Annotated in this window: 13 protein-coding genes; 5 read left to right on the top strand and 8 right to left on the bottom strand. The window is 51.4% G+C overall.

From position 1 onward, the window contains the following. Positions 1-35 precede the first annotated feature (35 nt). From A9180_RS08795 to yihU, 8 genes are all read right to left on the bottom strand, one after another. Positions 36-1,439, bottom strand: coding sequence for an MFS transporter (locus A9180_RS08795; RefSeq protein WP_064527969.1), 1,404 nt, complete (start codon positions 1,437-1,439; stop codon positions 36-38). Between the two features lie 45 nt (positions 1,440-1,484). Then, positions 1,485-2,870: an MFS transporter gene (locus tag A9180_RS08790; RefSeq protein ID WP_064527967.1), complete on the bottom strand. Its 1,386-nt coding sequence runs from the start codon at positions 2,868-2,870 to the stop codon at positions 1,485-1,487. A 45-nt stretch (positions 2,871-2,915) separates the two neighbouring features. After that, positions 2,916-4,952 carry a sulfoquinovosidase gene (gene yihQ, locus A9180_RS08785; RefSeq protein ID WP_064527966.1) on the bottom strand — a complete coding sequence of 679 codons (2,037 nt, stop codon included), beginning with the start codon at positions 4,950-4,952 and terminating at the stop codon, positions 2,916-2,918. A gap of 108 nt (positions 4,953-5,060) precedes the next feature. Continuing rightward, entirely contained in the window at positions 5,061-5,936 is an 876-nt protein-coding gene (locus tag A9180_RS08780) for a sulfite exporter TauE/SafE family protein (protein WP_064527964.1), read from the bottom strand. Between the two features lie 60 nt (positions 5,937-5,996). Further along, positions 5,997-6,899 carry an aldose-1-epimerase gene (locus A9180_RS08775; protein WP_064527962.1) on the bottom strand — a complete coding sequence of 301 codons (903 nt, stop codon included), beginning with the start codon at positions 6,897-6,899 and terminating at the stop codon, positions 5,997-5,999. 65 nt (positions 6,900-6,964) lie between these two features. Next, entirely contained in the window at positions 6,965-8,206 is a 1,242-nt protein-coding gene (gene yihS, locus A9180_RS08770; protein WP_064527960.1) for a sulfoquinovose isomerase, read from the bottom strand. Between the two features lie 15 nt (positions 8,207-8,221). Further along, entirely contained in the window at positions 8,222-9,100 is an 879-nt protein-coding gene (gene yihT / locus A9180_RS08765) for a sulfofructosephosphate aldolase (protein WP_064527958.1), read from the bottom strand. A 23-nt stretch (positions 9,101-9,123) separates the two neighbouring features. Then, positions 9,124-10,020, bottom strand: a complete 897-nt coding sequence (gene yihU, locus A9180_RS08760; RefSeq protein WP_064527956.1) for a sulfolactaldehyde 3-reductase — start codon at positions 10,018-10,020, stop codon at positions 9,124-9,126. 167 nt (positions 10,021-10,187) lie between these two features. Between yihU and yihV the strand changes: the two genes are divergently transcribed. From yihV to dtd, 5 genes are all read left to right on the top strand, one after another. After that, positions 10,188-11,084 (top strand): sulfofructose kinase, encoded by an 897-nt coding sequence (gene yihV / locus A9180_RS08755; RefSeq protein ID WP_064527954.1) that lies wholly within the window; start codon positions 10,188-10,190, stop codon positions 11,082-11,084. A 33-nt stretch (positions 11,085-11,117) separates the two neighbouring features. After that, complete coding sequence (locus A9180_RS08750; protein ID WP_064527952.1) at positions 11,118-11,903, top strand: DeoR/GlpR family DNA-binding transcription regulator; 786 nt, start codon at positions 11,118-11,120, stop codon at positions 11,901-11,903. A 98-nt stretch (positions 11,904-12,001) separates the two neighbouring features. Then, positions 12,002-12,601 carry a glucose-1-phosphatase gene (gene yihX / locus A9180_RS08745; RefSeq protein ID WP_064527950.1) on the top strand — a complete coding sequence of 200 codons (600 nt, stop codon included), beginning with the start codon at positions 12,002-12,004 and terminating at the stop codon, positions 12,599-12,601. After that, positions 12,595-13,467, top strand: coding sequence for a virulence factor BrkB family protein (locus tag A9180_RS08740; protein ID WP_064527948.1), 873 nt, complete (start codon positions 12,595-12,597; stop codon positions 13,465-13,467). Before yihX ends, A9180_RS08740 begins: the two co-directional genes overlap by 7 nt. Beyond that, complete coding sequence (gene dtd, locus A9180_RS08735; RefSeq protein ID WP_000560983.1) at positions 13,464-13,901, top strand: D-aminoacyl-tRNA deacylase; 438 nt, start codon at positions 13,464-13,466, stop codon at positions 13,899-13,901. Before A9180_RS08740 ends, dtd begins: the two co-directional genes overlap by 4 nt. The last annotated feature ends 10 nt before the right edge of the window (positions 13,902-13,911 follow it).

Here is a 13,911-nt window from a genome sequence, read left to right as displayed (position 1 = left end):
GCCACCCATCAGGATGGAAATAGCGGCTATCGACGTTATAATGTTACGGAAGCAGTTTTTTCTTCTGTAGCCATACCTTTGTTTTTACGTTGGTTAATTTCCTCAATAATCAGCGCAAAACGTTTCTCATTGAGCGTGTAAAAGAATCCCATCGTCAATGCAGCAATAATTGCCAGCGCACAAGGCCAGATAAAAATGAGCTGACGCAAACCCTGTAATGTCGCATCGCTTTGCGCGATGTTGGGAACATAACCGATTTGCGTCAGCATAATGCCTGGCAAGAAGCCAGCAAGTGCGGCGGAAATTTTACGAAAGAAGGTATAACCGGTATAAACAGAACCTTCGGCACGAATACCGGTTTTCCATTCACCGTAATCTACGGTGTCAGGAACTAACGCCCAGTTCAGGCTGTTTACAAAGGCAGTGCCAAAAAAGGCGACGCAAGAGAACATGACGAAAGTGAAAGAGTTACTGCCCCAGAAATAATTCAGGATATCACCCACCGCCCACAGCACCATGCCTGCCAGATAAACCTGTTTTTTACCAAAACACTTTACGCTTAATGGCACCAGTAATACGCCGATGAGAATACATCCCATACTGAAGAATCCCATCCACGATAATAAGTGAATATCATTCAGCACATACTGGGTGTAATAGACCTGAATCGCCAGCTTGATATTAAATGCTGCCAGGGTACACAGGTTAGCAATGCACAACACCAGCAAAGGCGGATTACGAAATATCGCGAAAAATGATTTGAGAATACTGGCCTTATGTCCGGAGGGCGTCGTGTCCACATAATGCTCTTTGACACCTTTGTAGCACAGCATCATAAAAATAAAGCCGCCAATGGAGAACATCAGCGCCGCGCAGGCGTAACCGACGGAGGCGTCAGAAAATAGCGACTGCAACGGAATAAATGCCACGGTGCAAATTAAAAGACCTATGGTTGCACCACCCTGTCGGTAGGCTGCGAGCTGCGCGCGCTCATTAGGGTTTTTGGTAATGGCTGGGATCATTGCGCCATACGAGCAGTTCATCAGACTGTATGAAAGTCCAAACATCATAAACAGCGCGGTAGCAATCGTCGTTTTAACCGGCAAACTAAAGGTGGTGGCGATAAACTGGAGCGTTGCAATTAACGCTGCCGGAACCGCAGCATATAAAATAAAGGGACGAAATTTGCCTTTTGGCCCAATATTCTTGCGCGAATCGAGTAAAAATCCGGTGAGCATATCGGTAAATGCGGTAAAGAATTTCGCCACCAGAAAGATAATCCCACCGTAATAAGCAGGCATCCCTAATTCATCGGTATAAAATTTGAGGAGATACAGAGTACCGATGCACAACATTAAATTCGAACCGACGTCGCCCATACCATAGGCGATTTTTTCCCGTATGTTCAGTTTTAATGTCAGTGGATTATGGTCAGACATAATCACTCCTTATAACGCCCCGCAGGGCGTCGTTTATTATCATTATTACGCCGTGCGTTTACGGGCTTCTATTTCTTCAACAATGCGGACGTACATCTTCTCGTTAAGACTGTAGAAGCAACCCATCGCAAAAATGGTGACTACCGCCAGCGCGCTTGGGTAGATGAAGATCAACTGGCGCAACCCTTCGATGGTGTGGTCAGCCTGTGCGACGTTCGGTACATAGCCAATTTGTGTCAGCATCCAGCCAGGGAAGAAGCCCGCCAGCGCCTGAGAAACTTTGCGGAAGAAGGTGAATCCGGTGTAGACCGTCCCCTCCGAACGCACGCCGGTGCGCCACTCGCCGTACTCGACGGTGTCGGAAACCAGCGCCCAGTTCAGGCTGTTAACGAAGGCCGAGCCGAAGAATGCCAGGCAGGAGAACGCCACAAAGCTGACCGAGCCGCCGCCGAAGAAATAGTTGAGCAGATCGCCCAGTACCCAAATCAGCAGGCCGCCAATGTAGACCTTCTTCTTACCAAAACGTCTGACTGCGCCAGGCATCAGGAACACGCCGATGAAAATACAGCCCATGCTGAAAAATCCCATATACGACAACAGAATGGGATCGTTAAGCACGTACTGGGTGTAGTAGACCTGAATGGCGAGCTTGACGTTAAACGCCCCTAAAGTGCAGAGGTTGGCAATGCACAAAATAAACAGCGGGCGGTTACCGGCAATCGCACGGAAAGATTGCAACAGGCCAGGCTTTTGCGCCGGATTGGCAGGCTGGGTTTCGACATAACGCTCTTTCACGCCCGAGTAGCAGATCCACATAAACAGCAGGCCGAACAGTGAAAACAGCGTGGCGGCGAAGACGTAGCTTAGTTGCGGGTTACCTTCGATAATATTCATCACCGGCACGAATCCCACCGTACACAGCAGCAGGCCCAGCGTAGCGCCACCCTGACGCCATGCCGCCAGCGACGCGCGTTCGTTGGGGTTTTTGGTAATAGCGGGGACCATCGCGCCATACGAGCAATTCATCATGCTGAAAAACAGCCCGTAGAGCATAAACAGGATGGTGGCCATCACCGTTTTACCGGTGACATCGAACGGCGTGCCGATAAAGTTGGCGATCGCCAGTAAGGTGACCGGGAATGACGCATACAGAATAAAAGGACGGAACTTCCCTTTTGGACCGATCTTGCGTCTGGAATCCAACATGATGCCGGTACCCATATCGGTAAAGGCGGTAAAGAATTTCGAGATCAAAAAGATAATGCCGCCATAGGTGCCAGGCAGCCCCAGAACGTCGGTATAAAACTTCAAAAGATAAAGCGTGCCGATATCCAGCAGAATGTTAGAGGCCAGGTCGCCGATACCGTAAGAGAGTTTCTCTTTAAAGGGCAGGCGTAAAGTAGCCGGATCTTCCGTTGTGATGTGACTCATCGTTGTTCTCCCTGTACCCGTGAGTTTCCCCACGGGCGGACGTGATTAGATGCTTTTTAACGAAGCGAAGAGTGCCGCCCATTCGCTATCGGCGCGATAAAACACCGGCGGCTTACCGATAGACGCTTCAACGGTTATCTCCCCACCGTGGAAGGTTTCTCCGCTCCAGGCATGTACCCAGTTATCCTCTGGTAGATAGAGCGTCCAGTCGCTGCGTCCTTGCTCGTGCACCGGAGCGACCAGAATGTCGCGACCTAACAGGTACTGATATTTCAGGGTGTAGGTGTGCGCGTCGTCTTCGTAATGCAGGAACAGCGGGCGCATAACAGGCAGGCCGGACTTCGCGTTCTGCGCGACAGCCTCTTTGAGGTAAGGTTTCAGGGTGGTGAAGACGGTGGTCATGCGGGCAAAATGGGCGATAGTTTCCGCGTCGCCATCAAACTGCCAGTTGTCGCCAGGACGGTTGCCTTCGTGGGTGCGCATCATCGGCGTGAAGGCACTGAAATCGCACCAGTGCAGCAACAGCTCTTTGCTGCGCTTCATCTCAAACAGGGTGGTGTAACCGCCGATATCACTGTGATGCAGGCCATGTCCGGTCATTGCCAGTGACAGCGCCGCCGGGACAACGGACGCCAGGCCATCGTCCAGACTCCAGTCCACGTTCTGGTCGCCTGCCCACATCATGGTGGAGTATTTCTGGCTACCGGTAGAACCGGCACGCATAAAGAAGAGGATCTCGCCGAGCTTGCCCGTTTCTTCAAGGGCTTCGTAGTTACATTTCGCCCACAGTGCGGGCCAGGCGTTATGCATAATTTCGGCGCTGATGCCGTTATGTAGGTAAGTGTCGGTGGGCAGATACTCGCCGAAGTCAGCCATCCAGCCGCCGCAGCCGAGTTCAATCATGTTCTTTTTGATCACTTCCTTGAACCAGGCGTAGGCTTCAGGATTAGTGAGATCGACCACGCCGCCGTAGAACTCGCCAAATTCCACCAGATAATCGCCACCGGCGGCATCTTTTGCCAGATAGCCGCGCTTTGCCGCCTCTTCGCAGAGATCTTTATCGCTGGCCACATACGGGTTGATATACGCCAGGAACTGCACGCCCTCTTTGTTCCACTGCTTAATGCGTGAGTCCAGTTGCGGGTAGTTTTCGCTGTTCCACTTCCAGTTCCACATTACGCGTTTGCCAAAAGAGGTCATACGGATCCCGGACCAGTCCTGCGCCCATATTCCGTTGACCTTCACGCCCGCGTTGCGCATGGTGTCCAGTTTCTTCTGGCACACTTCCGTCCCGCCCTGAATACCGAGCGTTACCCCGTCATAAATCCAGTCGGGCAGTTCTGGCTGGCGTCCCAGCAGAGCGGTTAATTTTTCTAGCAGAGAAATATATGTGTCAGCACATTCAAAACGTAGTGTTGCTTTGTCTTCCCACAGTGCCAGTTCGTGGTAATCCGGCGCACTGAAGTCGAAGTTCATATAACAGCTGTTATCAACATGGCAGTAATACTTCTGCGTGCTAACGAACGTAGGCTGCGGGAAGAAAGTCCAGTAGTAATCCCCACCCGCGTTTTCTTTGCAGTCGGCCTGCCAGGTGACATAACTCTGTTTGTTACGCCCAACACCTTGTTCGCTGGTCCATAATGGGAACGGTTTTCCACGCAGATCAAAGTATGAGAACTGCTCCCCACAGCCGTAGATATGATCTTCTGGCTGTGCGGCAAGGCGCAGCCAGATGCGGTTGTGGTGAATGTCGTCGTTTTGCAATTCCAGCAATAAATGGCCTTGATCGTCGGCGGAGATACGCATCGTGGCGCTAATGTCAGAACCACGGCTGAAATGGATTAACCAGCCATCTGGTGACTGGCTGACGATGGCGTCGGTAAGCGCAATTTTCTCCAGCAATTTATCTTTAATGCTGAAATTTCCGCGGAACATATCGATATCCGCGATACCTGAGCCAATCCATAAACAAGGATTATCTTTACTATGTGTTAAAATAAGACGTTGTTGGAAATGTAGGGTAAAACTGTCGTTATTTTGATGAAATTGAAAATCTGGTAACTGTGGGCGTGGCGTATCCATAAATAATCTCCATAGAGTATAAAACTAATATTTCATGCCATCCTGTTATTACAGGTTTCATTAATTAAAGAATGTGGTGCGGGTATAAATTAAAACCTGCACAAATGATTATTTACTTTCTTCAGCCCGGCGGATTGCCGCCACTTTTTTACCAAATGCCAGTTGCAGTATAACTAACAAGGTAAACGGAGGCAGAAGTGCGGCAGCGGCGGGAATTCCCAGCGCGCCTTTTATCAACATGGAACCGGAGGCAATCAGCAATAAAAAGACCATCACTCGGAACACTTTGACCGAAATGCGTTTATGCACATATTGCCCAACCAGTGAACCGAGGATCATGGTGGGAATACAAAACAGCACCAGTTTAAAGATAGAGACAGTCAAAATTCCGCTGGTTGCCAGCCCGCCGATCACCGCGATGTTGTTTGCGGTGAAGAAAGCGTTCAGAGTGCCGCGAAATGCCGCCGGGCCTAAATTACGCAGCATACCGTAGATAACCATCGGCGGTCCGTTGGTTGAGAACGCCGCGCCTAATGCGCCAGCTACTGCGCCTATAGGTGCGGCGATCCAGTTGCGGTCATAAATTGGCAAGCGAGGAATAAACATGCTGTAAAACGAGTAGAGGATAAGGAATCCGCCTAATCCCACTTTCATAAAATGGTCGGGTAAATACGATAGCGCATATAAACCGACGGGTATTCCCAGAAACGAGAAAATAATCAACACCATTGCTGAACGCCAGTCCGTTTCTTTGCGTGACAGCCAGGTGGCGTACAAGGCGGTCGCGGTGCCGACAATCACTGAGAGCGGTGTTGCCATTTTTACGGGGAGCATTAACGTGACGAGCGGCATGGTGGTTAAACCGCCGCCAAACCCCGCGCATATCCCCACAAACGTATAAAGAAACATTAACGCGATAACGATACATACCACGTTTGTTTCCAGTATGGCCCCATCCGGCGAAAATAAAGTAAAAAAGTCCATAATATTTCCTGTTGTGTAAATACAACCCTAAACAATGTTCTCGTTCTATTCTTAATAAAATTAATTGCGCTGCCCGTGAATATTAAAAAACAGGCGGTGCGTTTTTCCTGGTTCCAGTAATAATAAGTCGGTGCCGGAATTAAAGGCGTTCGGTGGGCAACTCATTGGTTCTACCGCTAATCCCTGGCGTTGCAATTTTTCACCGCTATAAATTTGTACCCAGGGTTGATCGGAACAGAGACTAACAGTAAGCGCCTGTTGCTGATGGGTAATGATTATTTTCCAAAGGTCATTAACGGTTTTGAAAGTATGGTCGATTCGCGTATTCGCGATTTTTTTCGTCTGTATAAAATTTAAATCCAGTTCATCAACGTGGTGGAGCGTTGTTGGATTAGCGTGCTCATCGACGGCATAGACCTGGATTGCCGGAAGCTCTAATAAACAATCATCGACGGACATTAAATTACAGGTTAAATAGGGATGAATACCCGCCCCATAAGGCGCTGCTACTGTACCGATATTCTGGCTAGAGATTTCAACGGCCAGGCCGCTTTGTGCATTAAGTGAATAAACAACCTGCGAAGCCAGCATAAACGGATAGCCATAACTGGGCGGCAGAAACGCCGTCAAAGTGACGCTGGTGGCGGTTAGTTCGCTGATTTGCCAGTCACGCCACGCGAGCAGCCCATGAATAGAGGCTTTTGAACTATGTTCATTAATGGGTAACTGATATTCCTGCCCTTGATAGCAATAACTGCCGTTAGCAATCCGGTTAGGCCACGGAATAAGCACCTTACCCAGATGCGCCAGCGGCATCTCTTCGGGTTTATGTGGAATGACTAAATGACAGCCCTGAAAGGTTAATTCAGCCAGACCTGCGCCAACCGTCACGATAGTCGCGTGATAATCCCCCGCGGCAAGTGAAACGGTCTGTCCACTGCAATGCATTTTGGTGATTTGCATACGAGGCACCTTTGTTGAAAAACGACATATCTGGTGTGCATTCTGATATGCCGTTTTTCAGTCAGTTATTTGGCATTAACATCAAGCAGACCCGCCGCAACCGCCGGAGCCAGGCCAGGCGCTAACGGGATACGCGGGATCACCAGGCAATGCAGCAGGTGATAAATATCCTGTTTGCCGTCCCAGACTTTCGTGGTGACCTTATTGTCCGGGTCCAACTCCTGCCACCATGAACCATTTTCGTAGTCCATCAGATACTTAATGCAGTAGTCCCACCATGTTTGATACCAGGTTTCATACTGGCGATCGCCAGTAACGGTATAGAGCGCGTAAGCCGTACCCATCGCCTCGACGATAGGCCAACGTACACGTTCACGGACCACTGGTTTGCCTTCCCAGTCAACGGTATAAACAATGCCGTCCGCGCCATCGGGCGCCCAGGCATCGCGCACGGTGGCGTTGAACAGACCTTTGGCATCTTCCAGCAGCCAGGCCGGCGGCTGCTCGCTACGGGCTTCCAGGGCGGCGTGGATGTGCAGCATTAAACGGCCCCATTCGATCCAGTGGCCCGGAGTACCACCGAACGCGCGGAAGCGGTGCGCCGGGTTGTCTTTGTTGTAATCTGGCAGCGGGGTCCACTGGGTATCGAAGTGTTCGTTAACGCGATAATGATTATTTCTGGCGACGTCGTGAATAATGACGGAAGCCACGCGAATCGCGCGATCCAGCCATTTTTTGTCATGCGTTACGTCATAAACAATCAGGAAGGCTTCCACCGCGTGCATGTTGGCATTGCCGCCGCGGTACTCTTCGGTTTTGCTGAAGGCTTCGTCCCAGGACTCAAGGCACATCTGCTCTTCTTCACTCCAGAAATATTTATCAATAATTTCAATGGTGTAATCAAGCAGCTTACGGGCTTCCGGGTGACCGGTAGTGACGGCGCTGGCGGCGCCCAGCAGGGCGAAGAAGTGCTGATAACCCTGTTTGGAGGCATCCACCACGCCCTCGTCATTCACGCAGGCATACCAGCCGCCATATTTTTTATCGCGCAGTGCGCCGTTCATGGCTTTGATACCGTGATCAACCAACGAGTAAGCGCCAGGGCGGCCCATCGCCGCAGCAACGGAATAAACGTGCAGCATACGGGCGGTGATCCACAGATGTGTACCCATCTCTTCTTTGATTTGCCCTTTATTGCCCAGCCAGCCAAAACCAGTCGGTACTACGGCATTTTTACCAAAATCAAAGATGCGATCGGTTTCCTGTTCCAGCCAACGGTTGTGACTTAAGGTGTTAAACCATTTCATATCTGTATCCTCATCTTAACGGCGTTTAGCCATCATTTCGTCGACGATATCGCCAAGTTGTTGTAATTTCGGTGCGCAAACGTCACGCAACATCAGCTCGTTGTCTGGTAAACCGACGACCGACGCCCAGACGGCCCGACCGGCCAGGAAACCTGATGCGCCCGCCGTCATTGCCACGCGCACGGCACGTGGGAACAGTTTTTCGTCGACGCCGGAAGAGAGGATCACCCACGGCATATTGATATGGTCATTCAGACGTTGTGAAGCACTGAGAAGCTCCTGTTGCGGACCTTTACCGTAAAGCGGCATTTCAACTTTGTAGAGGTCTGCACCGCTGTCGCCCAGCTCTTTGGCGGCATCGATGATCGCTTGTTCGCGATCGAAGTTATCGCCACGACGCGGTGGGCGGACGACTGGCTCAATGATGCTCACCAGACCGTGCGAGTGGCACAGTTCGTTGAACTCTTTCACCATATCCAGGCGTTGCTGCGCATCTTCATCACTACGCCACAGCACCAGCAGTTTTAAGGCTTTGCCACCGTCTTGTTTGATTTGTAGCGGGTTGATTTTGCGGTCAATGACTACGCTATCTACCGGAATACCGTTGCCTGGGATGAACTCATCGGCGGCGACAATCATGGCGCAACTTGTGGCAATCGCGTTTTGCTCAACCACCTGGCGGTAGCAGAACTGTTGATCCACCAGAATCGCCGAGGCATAAGGTGAAAGGGCCTTCGCGGCGTTAACTTTGAAATCAGTTAAAACGCTATCGGCTACCGGAGTTGGCGCGCCAGCCGCAGCAAACATCATGCGCATGGCTTCGCGCTGATCGACTGCCAGCATGGCGAAACCGCCCGATGCGCGCGTAATGTCGTTGATGGTGTACTTATTCATTCATTTATTCCTTTATCCAGTCGTTACATTTTTACTTTGGCAGTCATCCCGGCACTGACACGGACCTGTTCCAGAATGGCGGACCAGTCCTGGCGACCGCGACCCGCTGCACGCGCCTGGTTGTAAACCTCCCGTGAGGCGGCCCCCAGCGGCATCGGCACATGCAACTGGTTGGCGACATCAAGGGCGATACCAAGATCCTTATGGGCAAGATCGATCATGAAGGCGGGAGAAAGATCCCCGCTGAGGACTTTGTTCGGCCAGGAAGTGGTGAAGTGACCTTTACCGGCAGCAGTGCCGCTCATTACCTTGACGGCAACATCGAAGGGAAGATTCAGGGCTTCGCACAAAACGGCGGCTTCTGCCGACAGCGCATTGAGCGCGATGCTCATGTAGTTGTTGATGAGCTTAACGCGGATACCCATGCCCGGACCGCCTGCGTTGATCAATTCGCTGCCCATTGCCATCAGCACGGGTGTAGCGCGTTCAACCTGTTCAGCAGTGCCGCCAGCCAGCAGTAGTAGAGTACCGGTAATGGCATTTGCGGAAGTACGGCCTACCGGAACATCCATCATGCTGAAGCCTCTGGCTTGCATATCGGCAATCAATTTATCGGTTTGCAGCGGATGGATGGTCGACATATCGATAACCAGCGCATCGGTAGATAAGCTTTCGCAAACGCCGTTTTCACCGAACAACACGCTGCGCACCAGATCGCCATTCGGCAACATGGTAATGATAAATTCGGCATCTTTAGTGGCCTGCGCCGGGTTGGCGGCGGGAGTCGCGCCTTTGTCTACCAGATGCCGCACGGCTTCGGCGTTCACATCGAAGACGTGAAGTTGATGCCCTTGCTGCAATAAATTGCTCGCCATTGGCGAACCCATTTGCCCTAAACCGATAAACGCGATTGCTGCCATAACTCTCTCCTGAATACAGTGATGTCACTTTTTGTCATTTATGACACGCTTTGTTTGTCTGTTTTTGATCGTATTTGTAATTTATGGTCAAAAAATTGACAGCCGTCACTTTTTAAACAATTGGTGAAATTAAAATGGACGTATCCAAAAATGCTTAAGGAATGACCATGATTCGTATTGCTTGTGTAGGTATTACCGTGATGGATCGCATCTATTACGTGGAAGGGTTGCCGAGCGAGAGCGGTAAATATGTGGCGAAAAATTACACCGAAGTCGGCGGCGGGCCTGCGGCAACGGCGGCGGTTGCGGCGGCAAGGCTGGGAGCGCAGGTCGATTTTATTGGGCGCGTCGGTGATGACGACACCGGCAACAGCCTGCTGGCAGAGCTGGAATCCTGGGGCGTTAATACCCGTTACATCAAACGGTATCACCAGGCGAAATCTTCGCAATCCGCCATCATGGTGGATGCCAAAGGTGAGCGGATAATCATTAACTATCCCAGCCCGGACCTGCTGCCTGACGCAGAGTGGTTGGAGGAAATTGATTTCTCTCAGTGGGATGTTGTGCTGGCAGACGTACGCTGGCACGACGGCGCTAAAAAAGCCTTTACCCTGGCGCGGCAGGCGGGCGTGATGACCGTGCTGGATGGTGACATTACGCCGCAGGATATCAGCGAGTTGGTGGCATTAAGCGATCACGCGGCCTTTTCAGAACCGGGTCTGGCGCGCTTAACTGGCGTGAAAGAGATGGCCAGCGCGCTAAAACAGGCACAAACGCTCACAAATGGTCATGTCTATGTTACCCAGGGCAGTGCAGGCTGTGACTGGCTGGAAAATGGCGGGCGTCAACATCAACCGGCCTTCAAAGTTGATGTGGTAGATACCACAGGTGCGGGCGATGTTTTTCACGGCGCATTGGCGGTGGCGCTGGCAACAGGTGGAGGTTTATCGGAGTCAGTCCGCTTCGCCAGCGGTGTAGCGGCGTTAAAATGCACGCGTCCCGGTGGACGAGCTGGGATCCCTGACTGTGATCAAACCCGATCTTTTTTGTCACTTTTTGTATAAAATGCCAGGGTGATGGTTTTTCGAGGAATTTTCATGAGCCTTACCGAACTAACCGGTAACCCGCGGCACGACCAACTCCTCATGCTGATCGCCGAGCGTGGGTATATGAATATTGATGAACTGGCAAATCTGCTGGATGTCTCCACGCAGACGGTTCGCCGGGATATTCGTAAATTAAGCGAGCAAGGACTGATTACGCGCCATCACGGTGGCGCAGGACGAGCTTCCAGCGTCGTCAACACTGCTTTCGAGCAGCGTGAGGTTTCGCAAACAGAGGAAAAAAAAGCCATCGCGGAAGCGGTGGCTGACTATATTCCTGACGGATCGACGATTTTTATTACTATCGGCACCACGGTTGAGCATGTTGCCCGTGCGTTGCTCAATCATAACCACCTGCGGATCATTACCAATAGTCTGCGTGTGGCGCACATTCTTTATCACAACCCGCGCTTTGAAGTGATGGTACCAGGCGGCACGTTGCGTTCGCATAACAGCGGTATCATCGGCCCTTCTGCGGCGTCGTTTGTTGCTGATTTCCGCGCTGATTATCTGGTTACAAGCGTTGGTGCGATTGAGAGTGATGGCGCGTTGATGGAATTTGATGTCAATGAAGCCAATGTTGTGAAAACTATGATGGCGCATGCGAGAAATATTCTGCTGGTTGCCGATCACACCAAATATCACGCGTCCGCAGCGGTAGAGATTGGCAATGTAGCGCAGGTCACCGCGCTTTTTACCGATGAGGAACCACCCGCCGCCTTGAAATCGCGCTTACAGGATAGCCAAATCGAAATCATCCTTCCCCAGGACGACGCGTAGATTTTTGTGACAGCTTGCATACCTTCACATGTGGGCGCGTAGCCAAACCCCTCCTTTCCCGCTACAGTTAATTTCCTGTGGCGAGAAAGGAGGCAAAAATGCTCTATATCTTTGATTTAGGTAATGTGATTGTCGATATCGACTTTAACCGTGTGCTGGGAACCTGGAGCGATTTAACGCGCGTTCCGCTGGCATCTCTGAAGAAGAGTTACCATATGGGCGAGGCGTTTCATCAGCATGAGCGCGGGGAGATCAGCGATGAAGAATTCGCTGAAGCGCTGTGCCATGAGATGGCCCTACCGCTAAGTTACGAACAGTTCTCCCACGGCTGGCAGGCGGTGTTTGTCGCGCTGCGCCCGGAAGTGATCGCCATCATGCAGAAACTGCGTGAGCAGGGGCATCGTGTGGTGGTGCTTTCCAATACCAACCGCCTGCATACCACCTTCTGGCCGGAGGAATACCCGGAAATCCGCACCGCCGCCGACCATATCTATCTGTCGCAAGATCTGGGCATGCGCAAACCTGAAGCGCGAATTTACCAGCATGTTTTGCAGGCAGAAGGTTTTTCACCCAGCGATACGGTCTTTTTCGACGATAACGCCGATAATATAGAAGGAGCAAATCAGCTAGGCATTACCAGTATTCTGGTGAAAGATAAAACCACCATCCCGGACTATTTCGCGAAGGTGTTATGCTAAAAACGATTCAGGAAAAAGCCAGGCATCGTACCCGTCCGCTATGGGCCTGGCTGAAACTACTCTGGCAACGCATTAATGAGGACAACATGACAACCCTGGCAGGTAACCTTGCCTATGTGTCGTTACTCTCATTAGTGCCGCTGGTTGCCGTTGTTTTTGCGCTTTTTGCCGCTTTTCCCATGTTCTCAGACGTTAGTATCCAGCTGCGTCACTTTATTTTTGCCAACTTTCTGCCTGCCACAGGCGACGTTATTCAGCAATATATTGAACAGTTTGTTGCTAATTCCAACAAGATGACCGCCGTCGGGGCATGTGGTCTGATCGTCACAGCGTTACTGTTGATGTATTCCATCGATAGCGCACTAAATGCCATCTGGCGCAGTAAGCGGGCGCGCCCCAAAATTTACTCATTTGCTGTGTACTGGATGATCCTGACGCTGGGGCCACTGCTGGCGGGGGCCAGTCTGGCGATCAGCTCCTATCTGCTCTCCCTGCGCTGGGCGAGCGATCTCAATACTGTCATCGACAATGTGCTGCGCATTTTTCCGCTGCTGTTGTCGTGGATCTCCTTCTGGTTGCTTTACAGTGTTGTTCCCACCATCCGTGTACCGAATCGCGACGCGATTGTCGGCGCGTTTGTCGCCGCACTCCTGTTCGAAGCAGGAAAGAAAGGTTTCGCGCTTTATATCACCATGTTCCCGTCATATCAGCTCATTTATGGCGTCCTGGCAGTGATCCCCATTCTCTTCGTCTGGGTCTACTGGACGTGGTGTATCGTCTTGCTTGGCGCGGAAATTACTGTCACTCTCGGGGAATACCGCAAACTAAAACAAGCAGCTGAACAAGAAGAAGACGACGAACCATGATTGCATTAATTCAACGCGTAACCCGTGCCAGCGTCACCGTGGAGGGAGAAGTGACGGGCGAAATTGGCGCGGGACTTTTGGTGTTATTGGGTGTCGAAAAGGATGACGACGAACAGAAAGCAAACCGTCTGTGCGAGCGAGTGCTCGGCTATCGCATCTTCAGTGATGCCGAAGGCAAGATGAATCTCAACGTGCAACAGGCGGGCGGCAGTGTGCTGGTGGTTTCCCAGTTCACCCTTGCCGCAGATACCGAACGAGGGATGCGGCCAAGCTTCTCCAAAGGCGCATCGCCGGATCGCGCAGAGGCGTTATATGACTATTTCGTCGAACGCTGCCGTCAGCAGGAGATGAACACGCAAACAGGACGCTTCGCTGCCGATATGCAGGTATCGCTGGTCAATGATGGTCCCGTGACATTCTGGTTGCAGGTATGAGCCAGCTTCC

Origin of the sequence: Escherichia sp. B1147 (genome assembly GCF_001660175.1) — a bacterium.
Lineage (GTDB): Bacteria > Pseudomonadota > Gammaproteobacteria > Enterobacterales > Enterobacteriaceae > Escherichia > Escherichia whittamii.
The sequence above is the reverse complement of the archived record's forward strand: the minus strand, read 5'-3'. Positions and strand labels throughout refer to the sequence as shown.

What these genes read in the sequence shown, in the direction of transcription:
- A9180_RS08790 (WP_064527967.1), bottom strand. Translation starts at nt 2,870, where the DNA reads ATGAGTCACATCACAACGGAAGATCCGGCTACTTTACGCCTGCCCTTT.
- yihU (WP_064527956.1), bottom strand. Translation starts at nt 10,020, where the DNA reads ATGGCAGCAATCGCGTTTATCGGTTTAGGGCAAATGGGTTCGCCAATG.
- A9180_RS08780 (WP_064527964.1), bottom strand. Translation starts at nt 5,936, where the DNA reads ATGGACTTTTTTACTTTATTTTCGCCGGATGGGGCCATACTGGAAACA.
- A9180_RS08740 (WP_064527948.1), top strand. Translation starts at nt 12,595, where the DNA reads ATGCTAAAAACGATTCAGGAAAAAGCCAGGCATCGTACCCGTCCGCTA.
- dtd (WP_000560983.1), top strand. Translation starts at nt 13,464, where the DNA reads ATGATTGCATTAATTCAACGCGTAACCCGTGCCAGCGTCACCGTGGAG.
- yihX (WP_064527950.1), top strand. Translation starts at nt 12,002, where the DNA reads ATGCTCTATATCTTTGATTTAGGTAATGTGATTGTCGATATCGACTTT.
- A9180_RS08795 (WP_064527969.1), bottom strand. Translation starts at nt 1,439, where the DNA reads ATGTCTGACCATAATCCACTGACATTAAAACTGAACATACGGGAAAAA.
- yihV (WP_064527954.1), top strand. Translation starts at nt 10,188, where the DNA reads ATGATTCGTATTGCTTGTGTAGGTATTACCGTGATGGATCGCATCTAT.
- yihS (WP_064527960.1), bottom strand. Translation starts at nt 8,206, where the DNA reads ATGAAATGGTTTAACACCTTAAGTCACAACCGTTGGCTGGAACAGGAA.
- A9180_RS08775 (WP_064527962.1), bottom strand. Translation starts at nt 6,899, where the DNA reads ATGCAAATCACCAAAATGCATTGCAGTGGACAGACCGTTTCACTTGCC.
- yihQ (WP_064527966.1), bottom strand. Translation starts at nt 4,952, where the DNA reads ATGGATACGCCACGCCCACAGTTACCAGATTTTCAATTTCATCAAAAT.
- A9180_RS08750 (WP_064527952.1), top strand. Translation starts at nt 11,118, where the DNA reads ATGAGCCTTACCGAACTAACCGGTAACCCGCGGCACGACCAACTCCTC.
- yihT (WP_064527958.1), bottom strand. Translation starts at nt 9,100, where the DNA reads ATGAATAAGTACACCATCAACGACATTACGCGCGCATCGGGCGGTTTC.